The organism is Sciscionella marina DSM 45152, from assembly GCF_000379465.1.
Lineage (GTDB): Bacteria > Actinomycetota > Actinomycetes > Mycobacteriales > Pseudonocardiaceae > Sciscionella > Sciscionella marina.
In genome coordinates this window covers 165,853-191,177 of sequence record NZ_KB905403.1, presented here as the reverse complement: position 1 = coordinate 191,177, position 25,325 = coordinate 165,853, and the positions used below count along the sequence as shown (strand labels likewise).

Annotated in this window: 25 protein-coding genes and 3 tRNA genes; 5 read left to right on the top strand and 23 right to left on the bottom strand. The window is 68.5% G+C overall.

Annotated features, from left to right (window positions below):
- Positions 1-67: 67 nt before the first annotated feature.
- The 4 genes from A37U_RS0125590 to rplJ form a co-directional block, all read right to left on the bottom strand.
- The gene (locus A37U_RS0125590; protein WP_020499521.1) at positions 68-859 is read right to left on the bottom strand and encodes an MlaE family ABC transporter permease; all 792 of its coding nucleotides are present in this window, start codon (positions 857-859) and stop codon (positions 68-70) included.
- A 42-nt stretch (positions 860-901) separates the two neighbouring features.
- Positions 902-2,083, bottom strand: a complete 1,182-nt coding sequence (locus A37U_RS0125585; protein ID WP_020499520.1) for an ABC transporter ATP-binding protein — start codon at positions 2,081-2,083, stop codon at positions 902-904.
- 199 nt (positions 2,084-2,282) lie between these two features.
- Positions 2,283-2,672 (bottom strand): 50S ribosomal protein L7/L12, encoded by a 390-nt coding sequence (gene rplL / locus A37U_RS0125580; RefSeq protein ID WP_020499519.1) that lies wholly within the window; start codon positions 2,670-2,672, stop codon positions 2,283-2,285.
- A gap of 63 nt (positions 2,673-2,735) precedes the next feature.
- The gene (gene rplJ, locus A37U_RS0125575) at positions 2,736-3,254 is read right to left on the bottom strand and encodes a 50S ribosomal protein L10 (RefSeq protein WP_020499518.1); all 519 of its coding nucleotides are present in this window, start codon (positions 3,252-3,254) and stop codon (positions 2,736-2,738) included.
- 322 nt (positions 3,255-3,576) lie between these two features.
- On the opposite strand from rplJ, the gene A37U_RS0125570 reads away from it, so the two are divergent.
- Positions 3,577-4,518: a hypothetical protein gene (locus A37U_RS0125570; protein ID WP_157183019.1), complete on the top strand. Its 942-nt coding sequence runs from the start codon at positions 3,577-3,579 to the stop codon at positions 4,516-4,518.
- A gap of 89 nt (positions 4,519-4,607) precedes the next feature.
- On the opposite strand, the gene rplA is transcribed toward A37U_RS0125570, so the two are convergent.
- From rplA to A37U_RS0125550, 4 genes are all read right to left on the bottom strand, one after another.
- A complete protein-coding gene (rplA, locus tag A37U_RS0125565) occupies positions 4,608-5,327 on the bottom strand; it encodes a 50S ribosomal protein L1 (protein ID WP_020499516.1) in 720 nt (239 codons plus the stop codon).
- A gap of 186 nt (positions 5,328-5,513) precedes the next feature.
- A complete protein-coding gene (nusG, locus tag A37U_RS0125560; RefSeq protein WP_020499515.1) occupies positions 5,514-6,356 on the bottom strand; it encodes a transcription termination/antitermination protein NusG in 843 nt (280 codons plus the stop codon).
- A gap of 39 nt (positions 6,357-6,395) precedes the next feature.
- Positions 6,396-6,854, bottom strand: a complete 459-nt coding sequence (gene secE / locus A37U_RS0125555; protein ID WP_020499514.1) for a preprotein translocase subunit SecE — start codon at positions 6,852-6,854, stop codon at positions 6,396-6,398.
- Between the two features lie 54 nt (positions 6,855-6,908).
- Positions 6,909-6,981 (bottom strand) — tRNA-Trp (locus A37U_RS0125550).
- A 149-nt stretch (positions 6,982-7,130) separates the two neighbouring features.
- Between A37U_RS0125550 and A37U_RS0125545 the strand changes: the two genes are divergently transcribed.
- Positions 7,131-8,357, top strand: coding sequence for a pyridoxal phosphate-dependent aminotransferase (locus A37U_RS0125545; protein ID WP_026197596.1), 1,227 nt, complete (start codon positions 7,131-7,133; stop codon positions 8,355-8,357).
- A gap of 10 nt (positions 8,358-8,367) precedes the next feature.
- Here the strand turns inward: A37U_RS0125545 and A37U_RS0125540 are convergent, their stop codons facing one another.
- Positions 8,368-8,772 (bottom strand): VOC family protein, encoded by a 405-nt coding sequence (locus A37U_RS0125540; protein ID WP_026197595.1) that lies wholly within the window; start codon positions 8,770-8,772, stop codon positions 8,368-8,370.
- Positions 8,773-8,884: 112 nt separating this feature from the next.
- Here A37U_RS0125540 and A37U_RS0125535 point away from each other — a divergent pair, with 112 nt between their 5' ends.
- A complete protein-coding gene (locus A37U_RS0125535; RefSeq protein ID WP_020499511.1) occupies positions 8,885-9,850 on the top strand; it encodes a helix-turn-helix transcriptional regulator in 966 nt (321 codons plus the stop codon).
- A gap of 21 nt (positions 9,851-9,871) precedes the next feature.
- Here A37U_RS0125535 and A37U_RS45270 read toward each other — a convergent pair whose 3' ends face one another.
- From A37U_RS45270 to A37U_RS0125490, 9 genes are all read right to left on the bottom strand, one after another.
- A complete protein-coding gene (locus tag A37U_RS45270; protein ID WP_051111730.1) occupies positions 9,872-10,771 on the bottom strand; it encodes a DMT family transporter in 900 nt (299 codons plus the stop codon).
- 164 nt (positions 10,772-10,935) lie between these two features.
- The gene (locus A37U_RS0125525; protein WP_205623017.1) at positions 10,936-11,652 is read right to left on the bottom strand and encodes an SDR family oxidoreductase; all 717 of its coding nucleotides are present in this window, start codon (positions 11,650-11,652) and stop codon (positions 10,936-10,938) included.
- Positions 11,645-12,061 carry a MaoC family dehydratase gene (locus A37U_RS0125520; RefSeq protein ID WP_020499508.1) on the bottom strand — a complete coding sequence of 139 codons (417 nt, stop codon included), beginning with the start codon at positions 12,059-12,061 and terminating at the stop codon, positions 11,645-11,647. The genes A37U_RS0125525 and A37U_RS0125520 overlap by 8 nt, the downstream gene beginning before the upstream one ends.
- A 76-nt stretch (positions 12,062-12,137) precedes the next feature.
- Positions 12,138-12,587 carry an FAS1-like dehydratase domain-containing protein gene (locus A37U_RS0125515; protein WP_020499507.1) on the bottom strand — a complete coding sequence of 150 codons (450 nt, stop codon included), beginning with the start codon at positions 12,585-12,587 and terminating at the stop codon, positions 12,138-12,140.
- A gap of 25 nt (positions 12,588-12,612) precedes the next feature.
- Positions 12,613-12,780: a 50S ribosomal protein L33 gene (gene rpmG / locus A37U_RS0125510; RefSeq protein WP_026197594.1), complete on the bottom strand. Its 168-nt coding sequence runs from the start codon at positions 12,778-12,780 to the stop codon at positions 12,613-12,615.
- Positions 12,781-12,822: 42 nt separating this feature from the next.
- Positions 12,823-12,895, bottom strand: a tRNA-Met gene (locus A37U_RS0125505).
- A gap of 170 nt (positions 12,896-13,065) precedes the next feature.
- A tRNA-Thr gene (locus tag A37U_RS0125500) sits at positions 13,066-13,138 on the bottom strand.
- Between the two features lie 67 nt (positions 13,139-13,205).
- On the bottom strand, positions 13,206-15,782 hold the full coding sequence (locus A37U_RS0125495; RefSeq protein WP_020499505.1) for a putative bifunctional diguanylate cyclase/phosphodiesterase: 2,577 nt from the start codon (positions 15,780-15,782) through the stop codon (positions 13,206-13,208).
- Between the two features lie 129 nt (positions 15,783-15,911).
- Positions 15,912-17,306 carry an FAD-binding oxidoreductase gene (locus tag A37U_RS0125490; RefSeq protein ID WP_020499504.1) on the bottom strand — a complete coding sequence of 465 codons (1,395 nt, stop codon included), beginning with the start codon at positions 17,304-17,306 and terminating at the stop codon, positions 15,912-15,914.
- Positions 17,307-17,415: 109 nt separating this feature from the next.
- On the opposite strand from A37U_RS0125490, the gene A37U_RS0125485 reads away from it, so the two are divergent.
- Both A37U_RS0125485 and A37U_RS0125480 read left to right on the top strand, forming a co-directional pair.
- Positions 17,416-19,377 carry a glycoside hydrolase family 31 protein gene (locus A37U_RS0125485; RefSeq protein ID WP_020499503.1) on the top strand — a complete coding sequence of 654 codons (1,962 nt, stop codon included), beginning with the start codon at positions 17,416-17,418 and terminating at the stop codon, positions 19,375-19,377.
- 73 nt (positions 19,378-19,450) lie between these two features.
- Positions 19,451-19,909 (top strand): SRPBCC family protein, encoded by a 459-nt coding sequence (locus tag A37U_RS0125480; RefSeq protein ID WP_020499502.1) that lies wholly within the window; start codon positions 19,451-19,453, stop codon positions 19,907-19,909.
- A 37-nt stretch (positions 19,910-19,946) separates the two neighbouring features.
- Here the strand turns inward: A37U_RS0125480 and A37U_RS0125475 are convergent, their stop codons facing one another.
- From A37U_RS0125475 to A37U_RS0125455, 5 genes are all read right to left on the bottom strand, one after another.
- A complete protein-coding gene (locus A37U_RS0125475) occupies positions 19,947-20,462 on the bottom strand; it encodes a GNAT family N-acetyltransferase (protein ID WP_020499501.1) in 516 nt (171 codons plus the stop codon).
- Between the two features lie 211 nt (positions 20,463-20,673).
- Positions 20,674-21,999: a vWA domain-containing protein gene (locus A37U_RS0125470; RefSeq protein WP_020499500.1), complete on the bottom strand. Its 1,326-nt coding sequence runs from the start codon at positions 21,997-21,999 to the stop codon at positions 20,674-20,676.
- Complete coding sequence (locus tag A37U_RS0125465) at positions 21,996-22,862, bottom strand: AAA family ATPase (protein ID WP_205623016.1); 867 nt, start codon at positions 22,860-22,862, stop codon at positions 21,996-21,998. The genes A37U_RS0125470 and A37U_RS0125465 overlap by 4 nt, the downstream gene beginning before the upstream one ends.
- A gap of 124 nt (positions 22,863-22,986) precedes the next feature.
- Complete coding sequence (locus A37U_RS0125460; RefSeq protein ID WP_020499498.1) at positions 22,987-23,235, bottom strand: S1 RNA-binding domain-containing protein; 249 nt, start codon at positions 23,233-23,235, stop codon at positions 22,987-22,989.
- A gap of 456 nt (positions 23,236-23,691) precedes the next feature.
- Complete coding sequence (locus A37U_RS0125455; RefSeq protein ID WP_020499497.1) at positions 23,692-25,314, bottom strand: acyl-CoA dehydrogenase family protein; 1,623 nt, start codon at positions 25,312-25,314, stop codon at positions 23,692-23,694.
- Positions 25,315-25,325: the final 11 nt, after the last annotated feature.

Genomic DNA, 25,325 nt, shown 5'->3' with positions numbered 1-25,325 from the left:
GTGCCAGCTCGTGGGCACGCTGTGTCTTTTCGTTCGCTCGCAAGCTCGCTCACGGACTGTTCACCTCCTAACTCAGCTTCGTCGGGACGATCTGCAGGTACACAAGCGTAAGCACACCGTTGACGAGGAACAGCAGCAGGAAGGTCACCACGACCGACTGGTTCACCGCGTCCCCGACACCCTTCGGCCCGGGCGGCGGATGCAGGCCACGGTAGGCGGCGACCACCCCGGCGATGAACCCGAACAGCAGCGCCTTGAACTCGCCGATGTAGAGGTCGGGCATCTGGGCCAGCGCGTTGAAGCTGGCCAGGTACGCGCCCGGGGTGCCGTGCTGGAGCAGCACGTTGAAGGTGTACCCACCGGCCACACCGACCACGCTGACCAGCCCGTTGAGCAGGATCGCGATCAGCATCGAGGCAAGCACCCGGGGCACGACGAGCCGCTGCACCGCGGAGACGCCGAGCACCTCCATCGCGTCGATCTCCTCGCGGATGGTGCGGGCACCGATGTCCGCGCAGATCGCCGAACCACCGGCACCGGCCACGAGCAGCGCGGTGACCAGGGGAGAGGCCTGTTGCACGATCGCGAGCACGCTGGCCGCTCCGGTGAACGACTGCGCGCCGAGCTGGCGGGTCAGCGAGCCGAGCTGCAGCGCGATCACCGCGCCGAACGGGATCGTGACCAGCGCGGTCGGCAGGATCGTCACGCTCGCGATGAACCAGCACTGCTGGACGAACTCGCGCAGCTGGAACGGCCGCTTGAAAAGCAGCACCGCCACATCGAGACCGAGCGCGAACAAGCTTCCGGTCTGCCGCAGTGCGCCCGCGCCAGGAAACCTCGCTTCCGATTTGGTAGCCATACCCCTGTTACCGCCCCGTTCCGCCCGTGATCCTGCGAGCGCTCACTGCTGCGGTGGGCCGGGACGTGGCTTGCGGCGCCGCCCAGGCGTCGGTCGCCACCGGCTCGTCGGCAGTTCCGCGACCTGGTTCTCGGCCAGCTGACCGGAGACGGTGCCCTGCTCCTGGGTGGGGAACTCGTTGGTGTCCCCGCCCCGTGCTCCGGTTCCCGCGACCACCCGTTCCCGCACACCGTAACGGGTGCGTTCCTCATCGCTGAGGCTGTCGATGATCGAGCGCTGCGCCTGCTCGGGCAGGGTGTGCAGCAGCTGCATGACCCGGTCCTTGCGCCGCACTTCGCCCTGGCGCTGCGGAACACCCGGCGAGGGCATCATCTGCGGCGGCACCCCGGAGATGTCCTCTACCCCGCCCGGATGGTGCCCGGCGTCGATCATCGCCTGCTCGGCGGCCATGGTCGCGGAGTCCTTTTCCTCGCTCATTCCGATCGGGCCGATCATCCGGCCGTTGAGGAACTGCTTCACCGCGGGTTCCTCACTGGTCAGCAGCAATTCGCGGGGCCCGAACATGACCAGCTCCTTGCGGAACAGCATGCCGATGTTGTCCGGGACCGTGCGGGCCAGGTTGATGTTGTGCGTGACGATCAGGAAGGTCGCGTCGATCTGCGCGTTAACGTCCAGGAACAGCTGGCTGATGTAGGTCGTGCGGACCGGATCGAGACCCGAGTCCGGCTCGTCGACCAGGATGATCTCCGGATCGAGCACCAGCGCGCGGGCCAGTCCGGCACGTTTACGCATACCACCGGAAATCTCACCGGGGAGTTTGCCCTCCGCCCCGGACAGACCGGTCATCTCGAGCTTCTCCAGCACGATCCGCCGGACCTCGGTCTCGGATTTTCTGGTGTGCTCGCGCAGCGGGAAGGCCACGTTGTCGTAGAGGTTCATCGAGCCGAACAGTGCGCCGTCCTGGAAGAGCACGCCGAACTTCTTGCGGATCTCGTAGAGCTCGCGCTCCGAGCACCGCACCGTGTCCACCCCGGCGACCATGCAGTGCCCGCTTTCGGGCTTGAGCAGGCCGATCATCGATTTCAGGAACACCGACTTCCCGGTACCCGAAGGCCCGAGGAGTGCCGAAACCTCGCCAGGCGGAAGGGTGAAGGTCAGGTCACGCCAAATGTTCTGCTTCCCGAACGACTTGGTCAGGTTCTCGACCTGTACCTCAACGCCCATGGGACCTCCTCCTAGACCGCATTCCTCGCCACAACGATGCAACGAGCCGGCTCGGGATAAGTTACTGGTGAGTCACGAACCCTACTGCCTCGCTGGCTCGGAAGCACGCCCGTGTCCGGTTCGTAATCTCGTGCATACACAAACGGGGCGGGTACCCAGTGGATACCCGCCCCGTGCACGTAGCAGAACTACGCAGTGCTCACTTGACGCTGACAGCCGCGCCGGCCTCTTCCAGCTTGGCCTTGGCAGCCTCGGCGTCGTCCTTCTTCGCCTTCTCCAGCAGCGGCTTCGGCACGCCCTCGACGAGCTCCTTGGCCTCCTTGAGGCCCAGCCCGGAGACGATCTCCCGGACGACCTTGATGACCTGGATCTTCTTGTCGCCGGCGCCCTCGAGGATGACGTCGAACTCGTCCTTCTCCTCGACGGCTTCCTCAGCACCACCGGCGGGGCCGGCGGCGGCCACGGCGGCAACCGGGGCGGCCGCGGTGACGTCGAAGGTCTCTTCGAACTGCTTGACGAATTCGGACAGCTCGAGCAGCGTCATCTCCTTGAACGCGTCGAGCAGCTCGTCGTTGCTCAGCTTCGCCATGATGGCGTTCTCCTTTGTTACTTGGCGACCGTTTCGCCTCTGTGCTTGGCGACCGGTTCGGTCTTAAGCGGCTTCTTTTTTCTCCTGCAGCGCGGCGGCAAGGCGGGCGACCTGCGAGGCCGGGGCGTTGAACAGCCCCGCGGCCTTGGTGAGGTTGCCCTTCATGGCGCCTGCCAGCTTGCCGAGCAGCACATCGCGCGACTCGAGGTCGGCGAGCTCGTTGACTTCACCCGCGGTCAGCGGGCGGCCGTCCATGTAGCCGCCCTTGATCGAGAGCGCGTCGTTGGCCTTGGCGAACTTCTTGATCGCCTTGGCCGCCTCGACCGGTTCCCCGGTGATGAAGGCGATCGCGGTCGGGCCGACGAACAGGTCGTCGAGACCCTTGATGCCCGCATCCGCCGCCGCCCACTTCACGAGGGTGTTCTTCGCGACTCGGTAGCTGGCGCCTTCGCCGAGTTCCCGGCGAAGGCTGGTGAGCTGCGACATGGAGAGCCCGCGATACTCGGTGATCACGGCCGCGGTCGAGTCACGGAACTTGCCCGCGATCTCGGCAACCGCCGCCACCTTCTCGGGCTTCGCCATGGCGCCTCCTCTCATAGGTTTGGCCGTACTGGTTCAGGTGTCGGCCTGACGAGTAACCCGGAGGAGGAAGAATCGAAAACGCCCCGGCGCGGAAACACGGGGCCTGAAGCTCTGCGTCTGACACAGAACCGGCGCGCACTGCGGAACGACATCCAGCACGAACGCGTCTGCCTCGTCCTCCTGCGCGGGCCGCCCGATCCTGTTCCGGGCCTTCGTTCCCCATCCGGGGAAAACCAGCGGTCTCTGGTGGAACCAGTCAAGGATACGCCATCACCTGAGGGGGCTGGTGCGCACCCCTGGTGATAGCGGCATCATGGGAGCCGTGACCGACAAGGAACCCGGCGCGGAGTTCGACCCAGGGCCCGGCCCAGAGTCCGGCGCGGCCCCGTATCCGGCAGGGCAGCCGCCTGCGGCGCAACCCCAGCCGACCGAGGCCGAGCTCGCCGCGTTCCGCCAGTGGAAGGCCTGGCAGGAGCAGCAGTACCCGCCGCAGCAGGCCCCGCCCCCGGTACCGTACGACCCCGGGTATCCCGCCCCGTTCCCCCAGCAGGACCAGGGCGCCCGGTTCACCGGGCAGCCGGGACAGCCAAGCCAGCCTGGTCAAGCGAGCCAACCGGTTCAGACGGGGGTGCAGAACGAGCTCGCCCTGGTCCGCGAACAGCTCACCGCGCTGCAGCAGTCCCAGCAGCGCGTCGAACGGGCCACCAATCCGCCGTTGTGGAAGCGCATCCTGCGCAGCGCCCCGGTCCGCTGGGTGGTCGGGCTCATCGTGGTGATCGCGATCGCCGGCTGGGCCATCGACCACTACTTCGGCGGGGGCGGGGACGAGGACAGCCCCCAGGCCAAGTTCCCGCTCGCCCGGCCCCAGCAGCAGGTCAAGGTCGGCGTCGACTCACCGAAGGACGCCGTGGCCGAGCTCTACCGCGAGGTCGGGATGGCCGCGGCCTCCCCGGGTTCGGCCGCCGAGCTCGGCAAGCACGCCTGCCTGATGTTCAACGACCAGGCCGCGCAGAAATTCGCCCAGCAGCACGGGGCTCCGGACTGCGCGCAAGCGCTCGGCCGGATCACCGTTCCGGACCCGGACAGCTACCGGCAGGTCAGCCTGAAGGGGCTGCCGGAAACCCCGAACCAGGCCACCAGCACCACCATCGACTCGTGCTCCTTCCCGGTCAGCGGGGGACCGAAGCTGGGCACCTTCACGCTGTCGGTGGTGCACGAGAACAAGTGGCTCATCACCGAGGTGGCCCCCTCGCACTGCGGCTGAGCTACTCCGCAAACGCCCTGCCAGTCGAACGAGAAGAGTCCGGTACCTCCCCGCGGTGGGAGGTACCGGACTCGTTTACGTCAGACCGATCAGGCCGAGGCCTCGTCGGTGAGCAGGTTGCGGGTGCGGTTCGGGTCGACCGGGATACCCGGGCCCATCGTGGTGGTGAAGGTGACCTTCTTCAGGTACCGGCCCTTCGCCGCCGACGGCTTGTTCCGCAGCACCTCGTCGAGCGCGGCCGCGTAGTTCTCCACGAGCTTCTCCGGCTCGAAGGAGGACTTCCCGATGATCAGGTGCAGGTTCGCCTGCTTGTCCACCCGGAAGTTGATCTTGCCGCCCTTGATGTCCTGCACCGCCTTGGTGACCGCGGGGGTCACGGTGCCGGTCTTCGGGTTCGGCATCAGGCCACGCGGACCGAGCACCCGCGCGATACGGCCGACCTTGGCCATCTGGTCCGGGGTGGCGATCGCGGCGTCGAACTCGAGCCAGCCGCCCTGGATCCGCTCGATCAGCTCGTCCGAGCCGACCACATCGGCGCCCGCGGCCTCGGCCTCGGCGGCCTTGTCACCGGTCGCGAAGACGATCACCCTGGCGGTCTTGCCGGTGCCGTTCGGCAGGTTGACCGTGCCGCGCACCATCTGGTCCGCCTTGCGCGGGTCCACCCCGAGCCGCATGGCGACCTCGACGGTGGCGTCCTGCTTGACCTTCGAGGTTTCCTTGGCGAGGCCCACCGCCTCGAGCGGGGTGTAGAGCCGGTCGCGATCGATGAGCTCATCCGCCGCGCGGTACGCCTTGCTGCGCTTTGCCATGACTGTTCCTCCTTCAGGAAGCAGCTGTGGTCCGGGCCAGCGCGTGGCCCTCCCACGAATTTCCGATTTTCCCATAGTAGCGGGCGCATCCAGGTGGATGACCGGCAAGGCCGCAGCCTCCGTGGCGTACGTGGGTTTGGTACGCGAGGAGGCGAGAACGACGCCGGTCGCCGCCTGGGGCGTCCGCTAGACCTTCGACACCTGGTTGAAGGTCAACTCGACCGGAGTTTCCCGGCCGAAGATCGAAACGAGCACCTTGAGCTTCTGGCTCTCCGCGTTGATCTCGCTGATCGTCGCGGGCAGCGTCGCGAACGGCCCGTCCATGACGGTGACCGATTCGCCGACCTCGAAGTCGACCTCGACGGACGCGGACGCGGCTGCCTCGGTGCCCGTGCTCTTGCTCGCCTGCTCGCCGGTCTGCTTCGGCTTCTCCTTCTCCACCGCGGGCGCGAGGAACTTCAGCACCTCGTTGATCGACAGCGGGGAGGGGCGCGAGGTGGCACCGATGAAGCCGGTGACACCGGGGGTGTTGCGCACCGCGGACCAGGACTCGTCGGTGAGGTCCATGCGCACCAGGATGTATCCGGGAAGGACCTTGCGCTGCACCTGCTTGCGCTGGCCGTTCTTGATCTCGGTTACTTCCTCGGTGGGTACCTCGACCTGGAAGATGTAGTCCTCCATGTCCAGGGTCTGGGTACGGGTCTCGAGGTTGGTCTTCACCTTGTTCTCGTAACCGGCGTAGGAGTGCACGACGTACCACTCACCGGGTGCGGTGCGCAGGGCGGCGCGCAGTTCCTCGACGGGGTCGCTTTCCTCGTCCGAGTCGGCTTCCGCGGCCTCGGCTTCGGCCGGTTCGTCCTGGGCAGCTCGGGCAGCGTCCTGCACGGGAGCGTCGTCCTCTTCGGGAGCGTCCTGCTCACCGTCCTGCTGCGCCGCATCGGCTTCGACCGGCGCGCTGTCGTCCTGCGCCGCCTGCACTTCGGCGTCCACGACGTCCTCAGCGTCGGCTGTGCTGTTCTCAGCGGTCACGGTCGGTCTCGCTTCCCTTCATCGATATGTCCAAGCGCCTCAACCGAAGATGTAGAAGATGCCCTTCGTCAGGCCGTAGTCGAGGCCGAAGATGAACGCGGTCATCACGACGACGAACACCAGCACGACCGTGAAGTAGGTGATCATCTGCTTGCGCGTCGGCCAGATGACCTTGCGCAGTTCGGCGACGACCTCCCGGAGGAACCGGCCGAGCCGCTTGAACACCGACGGCTTGTCCGCCTTGACCTCGCCGTCCCTGGTCGGAGTCGGGCGCCCCTTCTTTTCGGTTGTGGAACCACTCTGCGCCGGGCGCGTGGTGTCCCGTTCGGAGCGCTTCGCACTCGGCCTTGCCGGTTTCCCGGTCTCGCCGGCTTCCCGAGCGGCGGCGCGGCGACGTTCCCTGCGATCCGCCGCGGTCGTCGGACGGGACGGCTGGGACGCCTCGGAGTCGTCGCGCTTCTCGCGCTCGCGACCCGCGTCGCCTTCGTCCTCGGTCACGGCGTCCCTCCGCTCGACAATGGGGTTTCTCGGTTCGTCCGGCAACGTTGTGCGCAGGGGCGACAGGACTTGAACCTGCAACCTGCGGTTTTGGAGACCGCTGCTCTGCCAATTGAGCTACGCCCCTTCGTGCGCCCTGATACGCGGGTATCAGGTCACCCGAGAATTGCAGTGTACGGCACGACCACGGCCGGGTACTCGACCGGGTTTGTCATCCCGGCACCACCCCCTCGACCTGGTGTGAATCCGGCCACCCGGTTCTGCGAGAATCGGGGTATGACCGCAAGCGCATCAGCCCCCGCATCAGCCCGTCTCTCCGCGCGCATCGGCGGGATCGCCGAGTCCGCGACCCTCGCCGTCGACGCGAAGGCGAAGGCACTCAAGGCGCAGGGGCGCCCGGTCATCGGGTTCGGCGCGGGCCAGCCGGATTTCCCGACACCCGGCTACATCGTCGAGGCCGCGCGCGAGGCCTGCGGGCAGCGCGCCAACCACGGCTACACCGGCGCGGCGGGCCTTCCCGAACTGCGCGAGGCGATCGCGGAGAAGACCCGGCGCGACTCCGGGTACGCCGTGGAGGCCTCCCAGGTCCTGGTCACCAACGGCGGGAAGCAGGCGGTGTACAGCGCCTTCGCCGCGCTCTGCGACCCGGGTGACGAGGTGCTGCTCCCCGCGCCGTACTGGACCACCTATCCGGAGGCGATCACCCTCGCGGGCGGGGTTCCGGTGCAGGTCACCGCGGACGAGTCGACCGGTTACCTTGTCGGTGTCGAGCAGCTGGAGGCCGCCCGTACCCCGCGCACCAAGGTGCTGCTGTTCAACTCCCCGTCGAACCCCTCCGGTGCCGTGTACCCGCGCGACCAGGTCGAGGCCATCGGGCGCTGGGCCGCCGAGCACGACATCTGGGTGGTCACCGACGAGATCTACGAGCACCTGCTCTACGACGGCGCCGAGGCCCCCTCGCTGCCCGTGGTCGTTCCGGAGATCGCCGACCGGACCCTGGTACTCAACGGGGTGGCCAAGACCTACGCGATGACCGGCTGGCGGGTCGGCTGGGTGATCGGCCCGGACGACATCATCAAGGCGCTGTCCAACTTCCAGTCGCACCTGTGCGGGAACGTCTCCAACGTGGCCCAGCGCGCCGCCCTGGCCGCGGTGGCCGGACCGCTCGACGCGGTGCACGAGATGCACGCCGCCTTCGACGCGCGGCGCCGCGAGATCGTGCCGCTGCTGGGCGACATCCCCGGCGTGGAATGCCCCACCCCGCAGGGCGCCTTCTACGCGTACCCGAGCGTCAAGGGCCTGATCGGCAAGGAGCTACGCGGCCAGCGCCCGCAGAACTCGGTCGAGCTCGCCGCCCTGGTGCTCGAGCACGCCGAGGTCGCCGTGGTGCCCGGTGAGGCCTTCGGGACACCCGGCTACTTCCGGCTCTCCTACGCGCTCGACGCCGAGGACATGGTCACCGGCGTGCAGCGCATGGGTGAATTCCTCCGGGAAGCCGAGTAGTTTCGCGCGGTCAGCGGGCGAGCCGTGCGCGGGCGTCCTCGCTGACCGGCGTGAAGTAGTTGACCAGGTTGCCGTCGGGGTCGCGGAACAGCAGGGAGCGGTTCCCCCACGGCATCGTGGTCGGCTGCTGCACGATTTCGGGGGCGAGTTCCAGGCCGGTCAGCCGAACGTATTCCCGGTCGACGTCCTCGACGAGGAATTCGAGGATCGCGGTCCGGTTCGATTCGGGGACGGCCGCCCCGGCACCGAACAGCGTCATCGTCTCGGCGCTGCCGATGGCCAAGGTGCACGACTGGCCTGCGAACTCGGCGAACTGCTCGGCGGGCCGCCGCGCCTCGAGGCCGGTCACCTGCTCGTAGAACTGCACGAGCCGGTTGACGTCGTTGGTGATGACGCGGACAGAGGCAAGCTGCACGGTGGATCCAATCTGTATTGGAGGGCGGTTCTGCACCCGTCCCTCCGTGGACATCCGCCACATTAGAAGCGATACTGGACAGGATCCGCCCGGTATTGGGAAACTTCCGTCCGTGACTCGGCCGATCGCCCGTGTACTGGCCTTGCTGGAGATCCTGCAGCGCGGAGGCACCTGGACCATCGCCGAGCTGGCCGGGCGGCTCGACGTGGACGAGCGCACCGTCCGCCGCTACATCGCGCACCTCCTCGAGCTGGACATCCCGGTTCGCTCGGTGCGCGGGCGGTACGGCGGGTACCGCCTTTCCCCGGGCTACCGGATGCCTCCGCTGATGCTCACCGACGAGGAGGCACTCGCCGCGCTGCTCGGCCTGGTCGCGGGCCGGCGCGCCGGGCTGCTCGGCACCTCGGCCGCGGCCGCCGAGAGCGCGGTCGCGAAGGTCCGCCGGGTGCTGCCCGAAGCGCTCGGCCGCAGGCTCGACGCGCTGCTGGAGATCGCCGATTTCACCGCGCCCGCCCGCTCGGCGCGCACCGCGGAGGCCGAGGTCCTGCTCACCGTCGCGGAGGCGGCCCGGAATCGCCGCCCGGTCGATCTCGGCTACATCGCCGGGCACGGTGGGGCCAGCGAACGCGTCGTGCATCCCTACGGGATCGTGACCCACTCCGGGCGGTGGTATCTGACCGGTTTCGACTCCGCCAGCGAGCAGGTGCGCACCTTCCGCGTCGACCGGATCAGCGGCGTCGCGATGCGCGCGGGAACCTTCGCGGTACCGGACGGATTCGATCCGGCCCAGCGGGTGCTGACCGCGATCGCCGAGGCACCGCACCAGCACGAGGTGTCCGTGCGGATGCGCGCGACACCCGAACAGATCCGTGCCGTTTTCCCGCCGTCCATCGCCACCCTGGAAGAGCTGGATCCCGATACTCCCTGGTTGCGAGCCCGGATCCGGGCCCAACGGCTCGAATGGATACCGCCCTTGCTCGCCGCGCTCGACCGGCCGTTCGTGATCGAGGGCCCCGAGGCCCTCCGCAAGCTGGTGCGGGCCCTGGCCGGCCGGCTCGCCGAGCACGCCGGGGCCTGATTCTGCGCCGGGCGATCGGGTTCAGCGCCCACGCAGGGTGGTGAGCGCGAGCCCGATCCCGATCAGCGCGGCGCCGATCCAGGCGAGCACGCCGAGCCGTTCACCCACGACGAGCACGCTGAGCACGGCGGCCACCCCGGGCTCGAACAGGGTGAGCGTGGCGACCGCGGTCACCCGCAGCTGCCGCAACCCGGCACCGTAGAGCACGTAGGCCACCGACATCGGGACCAGGGCCAGGTAGGCGGTCACCACGAGGCCACTGCCCCGCAGCAGGGGCGCGCCGGTCGCCGCGAACACCGGGATGAGCACGAACGTGGCGAGCCCGAACAGCAGCCCGACCACGGCCCGGGAGGAGTGCCCCGCGCCGATCAGCCGCCCGGCCGCGAACGTGTACCCCGCGTAGCTCGCCCCGCTCACCAGCCCGAGCAGCACCCCGGGCACCGGTTGCGTGCCCGCGCCTGGTCCTTCTCCGCCGAGCACGAGCGCGGCCACCCCGATCGCGCTGACCGCGGTGGCCAGCAGCCAGGTCCGGTCGAGGCGGGCACTGTCCAGGAACCGTTCGAGCAGGGCCGCGAACACCGGGGAGGACCCGATGGTCACCACGGTGCCCACGGCGACCCCGGCGAGGCTCATCGAGGTGTAGAAGGCGAGCGGATAGATCGCCGCGTTCGCCGCCCCGAGCAGTGCGGTGACCACCGGGGCACGCCCGGCCCGCAGCGGTCGCAGCGCCGTGCGCCCGGCGAGGGCGAGCAGCACGAGGCCACCGATGCCCATGGTGGCCGCGCCGATCGAGACCCCCGACGCGGCCCGTGGCGCGAAGCTGGCCGCCGTTCCCGTTGTTCCCCAGAGGCCGGCCGCGCCGAGCACGAACACCGCACCCCTGGTCGTGGCCAGCCCTGATCGATACTCCTGTCCTGACATGTGTTGCGTCCCTTGAATCGCCGCTGCATTGACCCGGGAGTCGGCAGCACGCGATGGCCGTACCCGGACGCACCGGGTCGGCGAACGGCTGCCGGTCAGGCAGCCGGTGGTGGAAGGACGACGCGCCAGTAGGAGTTCATGGGCCGCATCCTATCGAGAACGGCCTAGAAACCGCCGCTCACCGGGAGGACGGCACCGGTGACGAAGGAGGCGGCCGGGGAGAGCAGCCAGGCAATGGATTCGGCGATCTCCTCGGGGGTGCCCGCGCGGCCCATGGGGATCTTGGGCGCGACCCGCCCGATCCGGCCCGGTTCCCCGGCCGCGGCGTGCAGCCCGGTTTCCACGAGCCCGGCCGCGACGGCATTGACCCGGATGCCGCGTTCGGCGACCTCGGTGGCCAGTCCGGTGGTCATGGTGTTGACCGCGGCCTTGCTGGCCGCGTAGGGAACCCATTCGCCGGGGGATCCGCGGAACGCCGCGGTCGAGGAGACGTTCACGATGGCCCCGCCGGTCATCCAGGGCAGCGCCGCGCGGCAGCACAGGAACACGCCGGTCACGTTGACCTCGAGCATCCGGCGCACGGCCTCGGGTTCATGGGTGTGCAGCGGGCCGATGTGGTTTCCGGTGATGCCCGCATTGTTGACCAGCGCGGTCAGCGGGCCGAGTTCCGCGGCACCGGCGAACAGGGCTTCGGTTTGTCCGGGGTCCGCGACATCGGCGCGCAGCGGGGTGCCACCGATTTCCTCGGCGACCGAGCGCGCGCCCGCTTCATCGGCCGCGTAGTTGACCACCACGTGGTAACCGTTCCCGGCGAGGATGCGTGCGGTGGCCGCGCCGATTCCCCGGGAGGCACCGGTGACGACGGCCACCGGTTCAGTCAACGGCGACCCTGGCCACGGCCTTGCCGAGCACGGTCTGGCCCTGGCATTTGGCCGTGATCAGCACCTTGGCGATGGCCGGGCTGCCTTCGCTCACCTCGCTGACCTTGCCGGTGAAGGTCACGGTGGCGCCGTCGGCGTCGTCGGGGACCGGGACCGGCCTGGTGAACCGCACCCCGTATTCGAGGACCTTGCCCGGGTCTCCTGCCCAGTCGGTGACCAGGCTGCCGGCGAAGGCCATGGTGAGCATGCCGTGCGCGATCACGTCGGGGAGCCCGACCTCGTGCGCGAACCGCTCGTTCCAGTGGATGGGGTTGAAGTCGAGCGAGGCGCCCGCGTAGCGCACCAGATTCGCACGGGTGACCGTGACCTCGAGCGGGCCGAATTCCTCGCCCTTCGTGACGGTACTCATGCCTCGCCTCCTCGCCCGGTCCGCTCCTCGCTCGCCAGGGCTCGTTGCGATGCTCCCGTGCTCCTCGGCTCGGCACTCATGCTTCGTCACCCCGTACGACGAGTTGCGCACGGCACACGCACACGAGTTCGGAGGCCTCGTCGTGTACCTCGGCGCGCATGGTGATGAAGTCGTTGCCCGCACGGGCCATGATGTCCTCGATGGTCACGCTGACCGCGATCCGGTCGCCCGCGTGTACCGGGCGCCGGTGATCGAAGCTCTGGTCGCCGTGCACCATGCGCCCGTAGTCGAGCCCGAGTTCCGGGTCGCCGACGATCACATTGATCGCGCGCAGGTTGACGATCGTGAGGAAAGTCGGCGGGGCGATCACATCCGGGTGCCCGGCAGCCGCCGCGGCGGCGGGGTCCAGGTAGATCGGGTTGGTGTCCCCGATCGCCGCAGCGAACTCGGCGATCTTCTCCCGGCCGACCTCGTAGGTTTCCCGGGCCGGATAATGCCTGCCGATGAAGTTCGGGTCGAGCGCCACCGCGCGTCGTCCTCGTCAGCGAGTCTCAGCGAGTCTCTTTGTGCGTACGGTGCGCGCCGCAGTTCGGGCAGAACTTCTTCATCTCAAGACGGTCCGGGTTGTTGCGCCGGTTCTTCTTGGTGATGTAGTTGCGGTGCTTGCACTCCTCGCACGCCATCGTGATCTTCGGTCGCACGTCGGTAGAGGCAGCCACGGGTCAAGCCTTTCGTCTTCTGTGCCTATCGGGTCGGTTCAGTAGCGGTGGCCGGACTTGAACCGGCGACACAACGATTATGAGCCGTTTGCTCTGCCAACTGAGCTACACCGCCAAGCGAGCCTGAACCCTGCCAAGCTTACCCGCTGCACCCGACTCGGCCACCCACCCAGGGGGTCCGGGGGACGAAGTCCCCTCGGGCCGGGGCGTGGGGGCTGCGCCCCCACAGTTATCAGCGAGACGGCAAGGCCCACGCAATCCGTGAGCACACATCGCCCACCGTCGAGCCCCTTTACGGAATCGAACCGTAGACCTTCTCCTTACCATGGAGACGCTCTGCCGACTGAGCTAAAGGGGCATGCTCGCCGCTTGCCCGCGAGCCTCCAAAAGAGTACATGGGCGTTCCGGGGCTCGCGCGGCGGGGGTCACGAAAGCAGGGTGAGCCGGGCAGCGCCGCATTCGCCCGGTTCACGAAGGGTGCGTGCGCGGATCCACGGCTCGAGCTTGTCCTCGGGCAGCGGACGCGAGATCAGGTAGCCCTGGGCCACGTCACAGTCCATGCCGAGCAGGGCCTCCCTGGACAGGTCGTCCTCTACACCCTCGGCGACCACGTGCAGGCCGAGGGAGTGCCCGAGTTCCACGATGGAGCGCACCACGGCGAGATCTCCCAGGTCGGTCCCCATGCCCTGCACGAAGCTCTTGTCGATCTTCACCTCGTCCACCGGGAGCTGGCGCAGATAGGCGAGCGAGGAGTACCCGGTGCCGAAGTCGTCGAGTGCGAGCACCACACCGAGCGCATGCAGCCGCCGCAGCACCGGAAGGGCCCGCTCCGGATTGGCCATCACACCGGACTCGGTGATCTCGAAGGTGAGCAGTTCGGCGGGCACCCCGTGCCGTTCCAGTGCCTCGGCCACCTGTTCGGGGAGGGTGTCGTCGCCGAGGCTGCGCACCGCGAGATTCACCGAGACACCCATTCGCAGCCCGTTGTCCAGCCAGGCCCGGATGCGTTTGATCGCCTCCTCGCTGACGAAGGCGGTGAGCACGTCGATGAGCCCGGTCGCTTCCACCGCGGGCACGAACTCGTCCGGGGAGAGCTGGCCGAACTCCGGATGCCGCCAGCGCACCAGGGCCTCGAAGCCGAGCAGCTGCTTGCTGCCGAGCGCCACCTTCGGCTGGTAGTAGGCGAGCACTTCGCCGCGGTCCACCGCCTGGCGGAACTGGGTCACCAGCTGGAAGCGCCGCAGGAAGACGCTGCCCATGCTCGGCGAGTGTTCCCGGACCGATTCGGCGCTGCTGCGCGCGGTTCGCAGGGCGACATCGGCGCGCTGCAGCAGCGTGGTGACATCGGTTTCCTCGCCGGAGGATTCGAGCACCTTGGCGAATCCGAGGTAAGCCTCCGCTTCCACGGAGAGCTTGCCGAAGGTGTAGGTCGCGGTGAGCGCGGAACGCAGCCGTTCGGCGATCTCCTCGGGTGGCCGCGAACCGTCCAGCAGCACCGCGAACTGGCCGCCTTCGATCCGGGCCAGCGGCACCTCCGGGCCGAGCTGATCACGCAGCCGCTGACCCGCGGTGACCACCATCCGGTCCCCCCACACCTGACCGAGCGCGTCGGAGACCCCGGAGAGCACGTCCAGATCGGCGCGCAGCACGATCGCGCCCTCGCCGACCTGTTCCCCGGCGGCCGCGAGGAAGCCCGGCCGGTTGAGCAGCCCGGTCTGCGGATCGTGGTACGCGTCGTGCCGCAGCCGTGCGACGAGCCGCTGGTTGTCGGTCGCGGTGGAGAGGTGGTTGGCGATGGTGCGCAGCAACCGGATGTCGGCCCTGCCGAACCCGCGCCACCTGCTGGCCTTGTCGTGCGCCTCGACCGCGCCGAGCAGCCGGGCCGAGTTGCGCAGCGGCACCACCAGCGCCTCGTGCGCGCCCCTGCCGCGCAGCGCGGCCGCGACCTCCTCGGCGGCGTCCCGGCGGCGGTGATAGCGCACCTCGGTGCCGGGCAGCTGCAGCAGCGGGTCCTCCCGCCAGAACTCCTCGGGCTGGCAGCCTTCGGGAAGGGCGCGCCCGGCGATCACGGTGCGCACCGCCTCGTTGTCGTCCTCGACCAGGTGCAGCACGATGCGGTCCGCGCCGATCTGATCGCGGATCTGCTCGCCGACCCGGGCCCACTGCGCGTCGATCTCCTGCCTGCCGTCCGCTTCGAACGGCCCCGGTCCGGCGCCACGTTTGCGCGCCACCTCGAGGCTGATGTTGGCCAGCGCGCCGAGATCGCGTTGTTCCCGGAACAGCTGCCCGTAGGCGAAGAACATGGCGAGCATCGCGCCGGCGAGCAGCACCACGAACAGCCAGCCCCAGGCCACATCGCGGACCACTCCGTAGAACGCGACGGTCAGCATGGTGGCCACGATCTCCACGACCACCGTGCGCGCGCCGAGGCTGGCGACCTGCCGCATGCCGAGGCCCGCGCCGGCCGTCTGCAGCGCGCCGAGCCCGAGCCCGGTGCTGGCCAGCGAGGAGGCGAGCACGGCGAGCACCACGACCACCCAGCCGGGAACTGCCTGCACCGGGGACAGCAGCCGGAACAACAGGAACGGCAGCGCGATCTCCACGCACAGCACCCCGGCGTTGTAGAGGACGTGGGTGAACGCTCTGCGGCCCAGCTGAATGGCGAGCCCGGAGACCAGGTGCGCGGCGAGCACGATCGGGAACGGCAGGGTGTACAGGCCGATCACGATCGGGATCGCGGTGAGCGAGATCGTGTAGTCGATCCGGCCCACGTTGATGTCGGTGGTGCATGCCTCGGCGAGCAGGAACCCCGCGGTGATCAGCAGCGCGGGCAGGATCTGGCCGGTGCTCCAGTGCACCTCGGTGGTGAGCCACTGGGCGAGCGCGCCGAGGACTCCGAGAGCGAGCACGAACAGCGAGTAGCGACGGTAACCCCGTCCGTGTACGCGCTCGGCATGAGTTCTCCATCCCGCCCGCTCGGAAAACTCGCGCTGCTGAACCATCGCCCTCTCCCGACGCGGCCTCTCCCCAGAGCCTCGTCCGGTCTCCCTTATTCCTCCAAGGTTCCCAACTCCGTGGGCATCATCCCATGTCGGCGCGCCCATAGCCATGCACGGGACGAAGTGAATAGATCACTGACCGAATACCTTGCCGGGATTGAGGATGCCGAACGGGTCGAGGGCCTTCCTGACCTGGCGATGCATCTCCAGCGCGGGTTCGCTCAGCTCCGCGCGCAGTCCCGGCGCCTTGAGCAGACCGACCCCGTGTTCCCCGGTGACCGTGCCGCCGAGGTCGAGCGCGGCCTCGAGGATGTCGGCGAACGCGGCCTGTGCCCGGACCCTGGCCGCCTCATCGCCGGGCTGGGTGATCAACAGCGGGTGCAGGTTCCCGTCCCCGGCATGCGCGATGTTCGCGATGTGCGTTTCGTGCTCGATGCCCGCTCGTTCGATGCGGGCGAGCATCTCGGGCACCTTCCCCTTGGGCACGCACACGTCCTCGGTGAGCACCGGGCCGAGCCGTTCGAGCGCGGGATAGGCCAGCCGCCGCGCCTGGAACAGTGCCTCGGCCTCGTACTCGTCGGTGGACACCGCGGCCCAGTTCGCGCCCGCCGCCTCGAAGCAGTCCCGGATCACCTCGGCCTGCCGCGGGCTCTCCTCATCGGAACGGCCGAGCAGCAGCACATCCGCGTCCACCGCGAGGCCCATGTTCTTCCACTCGTCCACCGCGCGCAGACAGTGCCGGTCGACGAGCTCCAGCGCCGAGGGCACGATCCCGGCCTCGGCGACCCTGGCCACGGCCGCGCCCGCGGTCACGACCGAATCGAAGGAGCCCGCGATGGTGCGTTCGGGTGCCCGCGCGGGCAGCAGCTTCACGGTGAGCTCGGTCAGCACACCGAGGGTGCCCTCCGAACCGACCAGCAGCCCGCACAGGTCGTATCCGGCCACGCCTTTCGCGGTGCGCCTGCCGAGCCGGACCAGTTCGCCCCGCCCGTCCACGATCTGCATGCCGAGCACGTAGTCCCGGGTGACCCCGTACTTCACGCAGCACACCCCGCCCGCGTTGGTGGCCACGTTGCCGCCGATGGTCGACCATGGCGAGCTGGCCGGATCCGGCGGATACCACAACCCGTGTTCCGCGCAGGCGGTGCGCAGATCCTCGTTGACCACGCCGGGTTCCACGACCGCGAGCCGTTCGGCCGGGTCGATCTCCCGGATCGCGGTCATCGCGTCGAAGACGAGCACCATCCCGCCCTCGATCGCGTTCGCGCCACCGGAGAGACCTGTCCCCGCGCCGCGCGGCACCACGGGCACCCGGTGCTCGATGGCGAACCGCACCACGGTCTGGGCCTGTTCGGCCGTGCGCGGGCGCACCACCGCCAGCGGTTGCCCGTGCGGGGCCCATTCGGCCTCATCGTGGCAGTAGCGCCGGATCGTGTCGGGGTCGGTGAGGATGCGGTCCGCGGGGAGCACCCGGCGCAGCGCGGCGCGGAGCCGCTCGGTGCCGGGTTCGGTCGATGGTTCGGTCACAGCTCGAGTCTGCGCCGAACCCTTGACAGCGCCACACCCGGCAGGGTTTGTTTGTTTCTGACCGATTCACTGTCGAACCGATCATCTTTATGCAGAACCGGAGGTCGTGATGCGACGCTGGTCCCTGGTCTGTTGCGCGCTCGCCGCGCTGCTGGCCGCCACCGCACTGCCTGCCTCGGCGAGCCCGGGCGGATTCGTCTACGGATTCGCCGGCTACCAGCTGCGGATCGCCCCGGAACGGCTCGGGCTCACCGTCTCCCGGCACGGCGAACCGGTACTGCGCACCGCGCGGGACGCGTTCACCTTCGGCAACGGCGCGGTGGCCACCCGGGTGCGCTCGGTGCACCGCGAAAACGGGCACATCCTCGCCGAGGCGGATTCCACCGCGGGCAAGACGGTCCGACTGGACATCACCCCCGGATCCGACCGGGTGGAGCTCGCCTGGTCGGTGCTCGGAGCGGGAGTCGGCGAGCGGGGAACCCACTTCGAGCTCGCCCCCTCCGGTCATTGGTACGGCGGTGGGGAGACCAGCGAGGGGACCGCGCAGCCATATCCGTACTCCGCGGGGAAGGTCGACGAAAAGGACTTCTCGCCGTCGAGCTATGTCATGCAGGAACCGTACTGGTACACCTCGAAATCGGTCGGGGTCTACGTGCGCACCCCGCAGCCGATGCGCGTGAAGTTCGCGAACGGCCGCGGTGATCTCACGGTCACCAACACCAAGGATTTCACCAGCACGGTTTTCCTGGAGCGCGACCGGCGCGCGGTGTACGACGCCTATCTGCGCGAGGTCGGCAAGCCGGAGAAATCCGATGCGAAACCGTTCGAATACGCGAAACCGTTGTGGAATTCCTGGGCGCAGTACTACCGCGATATCGATCAGCGCAAGGTACTCGACTGGACCAAGCAGCTGCGCGCGGCCGAGGTCGACGGGCACACCATTCAGCTGGACGACAAGTGGGAGTCCAACTACGGCAACATGACCTTCGATTCGCGCACCTTCCCGGATCCGAAGAAGATGGTCGAGCAGATCCACGGCATGGGGTACAAGTTCGGGCTGTGGACCACGTTCTGGGTCAACCTGGATTCGAAGAACTACGCCTACGCGCGCGATCACGGTTATCTGGTGCGCGCCAAGGACGATCCGAACAAGGCATGCACGGTGAAATGGTGGAACGGCAAGGCCGGGATCATCGACCTCGCCAACAAGAAGGCGCGCGACTGGTACACCGGCAAGCTGCGCAAACTCATGCAGGACTATCGCGTGGACGGATTCAAATTCGACACCCGGTTCTTCGATGATTCCTGTGCCACCTCGAACAATCTGACCCCGCGCGATTATCAGCGCATCGGTGCGGACATGACCGACGAGTTCGACCAACAGGGCGCGGGAATCCGCACCCACTGGGGAAACCAGCGCTACGGTTTCGTCACCCGCGCGGTGGATGCGGACGCGAACTGGGACGGGCTGCGCACCACGCTGCGCCGCTCGATGGCGATCTCCACCAACGGTTATCCCTTCGTGGAAACCGACATGATCGGCGGTTCGAACAGCCTGCCGCCGCCATCCGGGGATCTGCTCGTGCGCTGGGCCCAGGCGGCCGCGCTGATGCCGCTCATGTACTCCTCGACCTCACCGGTGTCCACTGTGGACACGACGACCGGGAAGCCGGTGAAGTACCCGCCGCAGACCGCGAATGAGTACGCGAAAGCGGTGCGGCTGCACGAAAAGATCGCACCCTACATCCGGGCGCAGGTCGATCGCGCCGTGCGGGACGGGAGCCCGATCATGCGGCCGGTGTTCTTCGACTTCGCCAAGGATCACCGCTTCGACACGATCGACGATGAGTGGATGCTCGGGCCCGCGCTGCTCGCCGCGCCGATGATCACCAAGGGCGACCACCGGGACGTCGTGCTGCCGCGCGACCTCTGGTACGACCCGAACCGGCACCGCTTCGTGCCCGGTGGGCGGACACTGCACGACTACCCGGCCCCGTCCGGAGTCACCCCGATGTTCGTCCGGGCCGGCGCCGAAGGGGCCACGGGACTGATGCATACGCTCGGCGGGTGAGCGAGGAGTTGACGGCTCGCATACCGACGGTATGAGATGGGAGAGGTACGGAACCGACCCCGCGAGGTGACCAATGGCCGACCTGTTCTCCTTCGAATTCACCGCGCACACCAAGGCCTCGCAGCAGGCGGCCTTCGACGCGGTGGCGAACGCGGAGGATTGGACCAAGTGGGGTAAACCGGTCGTGCGAGCCACCAAACTCACCCGCACGGGCAACCCGGACGAACGCGGGGTCGGCGCCGTGCGCGCCATGGGTGCCTTCCCCGGCGGTCCGCTCCCGGTCAAGGAGCGGATCACCGCCTTCGAACCGCACCGGCGGATCGGCTATACGCTCGTGACTCCCGCGCCGATGCGCAACTACGCGGGCGAGCTCACCTTCACCGAAGCCGATGACGGCACGGATGTGCGCTGGCAGATCCAGTTCGAGGAACTGATTCCCGCATCGGGGCCGCTCATCCGCGCCGCGTTCCGTCAGCTGATCGGCACCTTCCACGGCAAGCTGATCCGCTACCTCGACGAACAGGCCCGATGAGCACCGTGCAGGGCGTGGTCCTGCACGGTGCCCCGGCTCAGATACCGAACGGTGCCGCGTACCGGATGGTGCCGCTCGGCAGCGGGAACCGTTCGTCAAGGGAGAGCGCCATCAGCGACTCTTCCGGAACCTCGATCGGGATACCGATCCCGTGCGATGCCGCGCGGGTGAACCCGAACCGCGGATAGTAGTTCGGGTGCCCGAGCACGATGACGAAGTGTTCACCGGCCTCGGTGGCCGCCCGCAGCGCGGCCCGTATCGCCGCGCTTCCGGCACCGGTGTTCTGCTGTTCGGGCCACACGGCGACCGGTCCGAGGCCCAGGGCCGGGACCTCCCCGATGTGGCAGCGAGTCAGCAGGGCGTGCCCGGCCGGATTGCCGTCCTGATCGTCCGCGATCAGCGACAGCCCGTCGATCCACGCCGGGTCCGCCCGCAACGCGTCGACCAGCTCGGCCTCTTCCGCGGTGTCGAAGGCCGCCAGATCGATCTCCCGGATCACCGGGATGTCGGCGCTGGTTTCGGCGCGCGTGGTCCAGATATGACGAATTGCCATGATGGAAAGGATTCCTTACGTGTTCGTGTGAGCGCAGCCGCGGCACGGGTGCGCGGCAGCGTGGAACCTGCGAGTCAGGCCCTCGGCCGGGACGTGAAGCCGGAAGATCGCCCCGCGACGGCAGTGCGCGCGGTCATCGACCCCACCTCCGACAGGTCTTTCGCTACTCGGCACGAACGGTGTGAGTCTACCGGGCTCGGCAAGCTGTTTTTCAGACCGGAAGGATCCGGCCGACGAGTTCGGTCAGTGCGGCGATCGTGCTGCACTCGTGCATCGGGGCGAGCGCGTGATAGGCGCCGGCGGCCGAATCGCCGGTGTCCCAACGGGATTCGGCTTCCGGATTGAGCCAGTGCACCGCGCGTGCCGTCGCCACGATCGCGCCGTAGTCGGCCACGTTCGGGGAGCCGTAGTTGGTGCGGGCATCGCCGAGCACGAGTACCGAGGTCTTCGCCGAGATCGCGTCCCCGTACCAGTCCAGGAACGTGCCGAGTGCCCGCCCGTAATCGCTGTGCGCGAGCGAGGCGACCGGGGCGACCCTGGACCGCACCCGCTCGGCGATCCGCGCCGGATCCGGATCCGTGGCCTCGAACAGTTCGGTGACCTCCCAGGTCTTGTCCACGAACGCGAAAATCCGCACCCGGGAGAACTGGTCGCGCATCGCCTGCACCAGCAGCAGGGTGAACGTGGCGAAATTGGCAACCGAGCCGGACATATCGCAGAGCAGCACGATTTCCGGCCTGTTCGGGCGCGGTTTCCGGTAGGCGGGCCGCATCGGCACCCCGCCGGTGGACAGCGAGCGGCGCAGGGTGCGGCGCAGATCGATCTCGCCGCGCCGGGCGTGGGTGCGCCGGGCCGCGAGCCGGGTGGCGAGCTTGCGGCCGAGCGGGCCGATGGTGCGGCGCAGCGCGGCGAGCCGTTCCGCGTTGAGGGCGAGCAGTTCGGCCGATTCGGCCGAGGGCGTCACCGCATGCCGGTGAATGCGTTCCCGCCCACGGGATTCCGCGATGCGCCTGCGCGCCTCGGTGCGCACCCGTTCGCGGAATTCGGCCACCCGCCTGCGCGCGGTGTCGCGGGCGAGCCGTTCGGCGAATCCCCCGGATGCCACGGCCTCGGCGACCTGCGCGACCAGGGTCTGCGGCTGGATCGCCTCGAGTGTCTGGTGCGCGGAGAATCCGCCATCCGAGTCCACCGCGCCGAACAGTTCCACCCCGGTGCGGGCGGCCTCGGTGAGCTCGCTCGCGGCACCGGAGGCCAGCGCTTCGGCGAGCTGTTCCCGGTACTGTCCAAGGGTTTCCGCGTGCGCGTCCGGGGCACCGATACCCAGCGGGAAGTACAGATCGAATACCTGGTCGAACACCGCGCGCTGGCCACCGCGGCGTAGCAGCGCGGCCGCAAGCCCGGCTCGCATCCGTTCCCGGTCGGCCAGGCCGAGCACTTCGAGTACCCGGCCCGCATCGATCGTCTCGCTCGGCCCCGCGGTGATTCCGTGTTCACGCAGGGCCCGGACGAACTCCACGAGCCGGGTACCGGTACTCATCCGGGTAGCTGCAGTTTCTCGTGGGCGATCTCGATATCGGTGCGGTGCTTGAGCAATACCCCCATGCTGTCCGCGACCACCGACTCATCGAGGGTGCGCGCGCCGAGTTCGAGCAGGGTGCGCGCCCAGTCCACGGTCTCCGAAACCGAAGGCGGTTTGCGCAATCCCATACCGCGCAAGGCATTGATCATCTCGACCACCGCGGCGGCAAGGCTTTCCTCCAGAGCGGGCACCCGGGAGCGCAGGATCCGCCGTTCCAGTTCCTCGTCCGGGAAATCCAGGTGCAGGAAAAGGCAGCGGCGGCGCAACGCCTCGGACAGTTCCCGTGTTCCGTTCGAGGTGAGTACCACGAAAGGCACGTGCCGGGCGCTGATCGTGCCCAATTCCGGGACGGTGACCTGGAAATCGCTGAGCACCTCGAGCAGCAGGCCCTCCACCTCGAGGTCGGCCTTGTCCGTCTCGTCGATTAGCAGCACCGTCTGGTGTTCGCTGCGGATCGCGGAGAGCAGCGGGCGGGGCAGCAGGAACTCCTCGCCGAACACATCGGCGCGGGCCTGTTCCCAGCTCTCCCCGCGCCCCGCGGTGATCCGCAGCAGCTGTTTCGCGTGGTTCCATTCGTACAGGGCCCGCGCCTCGTCGATACCCTCATAGCACTGCAACCGGATGAGCTCGGCCGCGCTCGCCGCGCTGACCGCCTTCGCCAGCTCGGTCTTGCCCACCCCGGCGGGGCCCTCGATCAACAGTGGTTTCCCGAGCCGGTCGGCGAGGAACACCGCCGTGGCCACCTCACCGGAGGCAAGGTACCCGGTCTCGGCGAGCCGCGCCGAGACCTCGTCGACCGAAGCGAACAAAGCCACTGCCACCTCCACGGATGCTGTTCCCTGTCACCCTAGGCGCATCCGGGCGGTAAACACAGTGATCCGGACCGCAGTAGGCTGAACGGGTCGGGTGGGGGCAGCCGCTTTCTGTCCCCACCCGACCTGTCACTCACGCCGGAGCGAGGCTACAGCGCTGCTGCCCGGCGTCGATCGCCAGAATCTGCACCCGGCGCCGCTGGCCGACGACCGACTCGGTATCGGACTCGACCGCGTGCAGCAAGCCGTGCACTCCCGGTGCGATCTCGAGAAAAGCGCCGAACGGCACGACCGAGGCAATGGTCGCGTCCAGCACCGAACCGACCTCGTACGTGGCGAGAAATTCCCGCCACGCTTGCCCGGCATCATTCGCGTGGGACATGTATTCACCTCCTTTCGCATGCCGTGCATCGAATGCGAGAAAAGGAGGGGCGGCGGGCCTCTCGCCCGCGCCACGGTCACGAAGTGACCGGGAATCCAATCCGTGTGTGGCCCATGGCCGACCCGGTGATCACGACACCGAGGCTAGCACACTCGAGGGTGCGCCTGGGAGCTCTCGCCCGTCGCGAGCGGAAGTCGGATCGTCCTGCGGGGCACACCCGCGCCCGAGATCGACAAGGCGGAGGATCGAGCCGGAGCGCCGGCCGTGGTGATCGCGCGCCTTCGCGACGAGACGCCGATCCGGCACGCGAAGGTATTCCGCCAGTGTTTCGCGAAGGCACCGCGCCAGTGTTTCGCGGAGGTACTTCGCCGATGTCTCGCGAAGGTACTTCGCCGATGTCTCGCGAAGGTACTTCGCCAATGTCTCAGCACGGCAGGACATGAAGCCCTGACGCGCTCAGATCGTGGCGCGGGAGAGAATCGCGTCGGTGTTCGCGGCGCTCGGCAGCGTGCCGAAGGCGCCGCCCCAGTCGCCGCCGAGCCGGGTCGCGCAGAACGCGTCCGCGACCGCGGCGTCTCCGGTTCGGTGCAGTTCGGCGCCCTGCAGGACCAGCGCCATCAGTTCCACGACCCGGCGCGCCCGGTATTCCACGTCCTCGAAATCGGAGAGTTCCTTGCGCAGTACGGCGATCGCGTCGTCCAGGCGCGCGTCCACCCCCGAAGCCTTGTCCACCTCGGCGAAATACGCCTCCACGGTCGCCGGCTGGCGCGCCATGGCACGCAGCGCATCGAGCGCGGCCACATTCCCCGAGCCTTCCCAGATCGAGGTCAGCGGGGCCTCCCGGTACAGCCGTGGCATCCCGGATTCCTCGACATAACCGTTGCCACCGAGGCATTCCAGCGCCTCGCCCGCGTGCACCGGCGCGCGTTTGCACACCCAGTACTTGCTGATCGCGATCCCGATCCGGCGCAGCGCCGCCTCGTGTTCATCGGCGCCTGCCCGGTCCACCGCGCCCGCCAGCCGCATCGTCACCAGGGTCGCGGCCTCCGCCTCGATCGCCAGATCCGCGAGCACATTGCGCATCAGCGGGGCATCGATGAGCAGGCCGCCGAAGGCGCTGCGGTACCGCGCGTGGTGCAGTGCCTGGGAGAGCCCGAGCCGCATCGCCGAAGCCGAACAGGTCAGGCAGTCCAGCCGGGTCATGTTCACCATCTTGATGATGGTGGCCACCCCGCGGCCCTGTTCCCCGATCGGCCAGCCGAGCGCGTTGTCGTACTCGATCTCCGAGGAGGCGTTGGACTTGTTGCCCAGCTTGTCCTTGAGCCGCTGCAGATGCACGGTGTTGCGGCTGCCGTCGGGCAGGATTTTCGGTACCAGGAAACAGCTCAGCCCACCCGGCGCCACGGCGAGCGTGAGGAACACATCCGAGTTCGGTGCGGAGGTGAACCATTTGTGCCCGGTGAGCGCGAAGCTCCCGTCCGCGTTGGGCACCGCCTTCGTGGTGTTCGCCCGTACATCTGAACCGCCCTGCTTCTCGGTCATCGACATGCCCGCGATCAGCGCGGATTTCTCCAGCGGTGCGCGCAGTTCCGGCTCGTAGACCGGATTGGTGAGCAGCGGCTCGTACGACCGCGCCAGTTCCGGCTCGGTGCGCAGCGCGGGAATGGCGGCGTAGGTCATGGAGATCGGGCACAGGTGCCCAGCATCGGCCTGGCACCACACGAACATCTTCGCGGAGCGGGCCACGTGCGCGCCGGGTTTCTCTTCCCGCCATGGCGCGGCGTGCAGGCCATTGCGCACCGAGACGCCCATCAGCTCGTGGTAGTACGGGTGGTACTCGACCTCGTCGATGCGGTGCCCGTAGCGGTCGTGCGTGTGCAGCACCGGTGGCACCTTTTCCGCGACCCGGCCCCATTCCTGGGCCTGCGCGCTCCCGGCGAGGGTGCCCAGTTCGTGCAGCGCGTCTTCCGCCCATCCGGCCCCGTTCGCCCGCACCCCGTCGAGCAGCGGCCGGTACGCGGCCACGTCGTGGCCCTGCAGCGGCGGGGCCTGGTTGGTCACCTCGTGTGTCGCAGGCATGGTTACCTCCT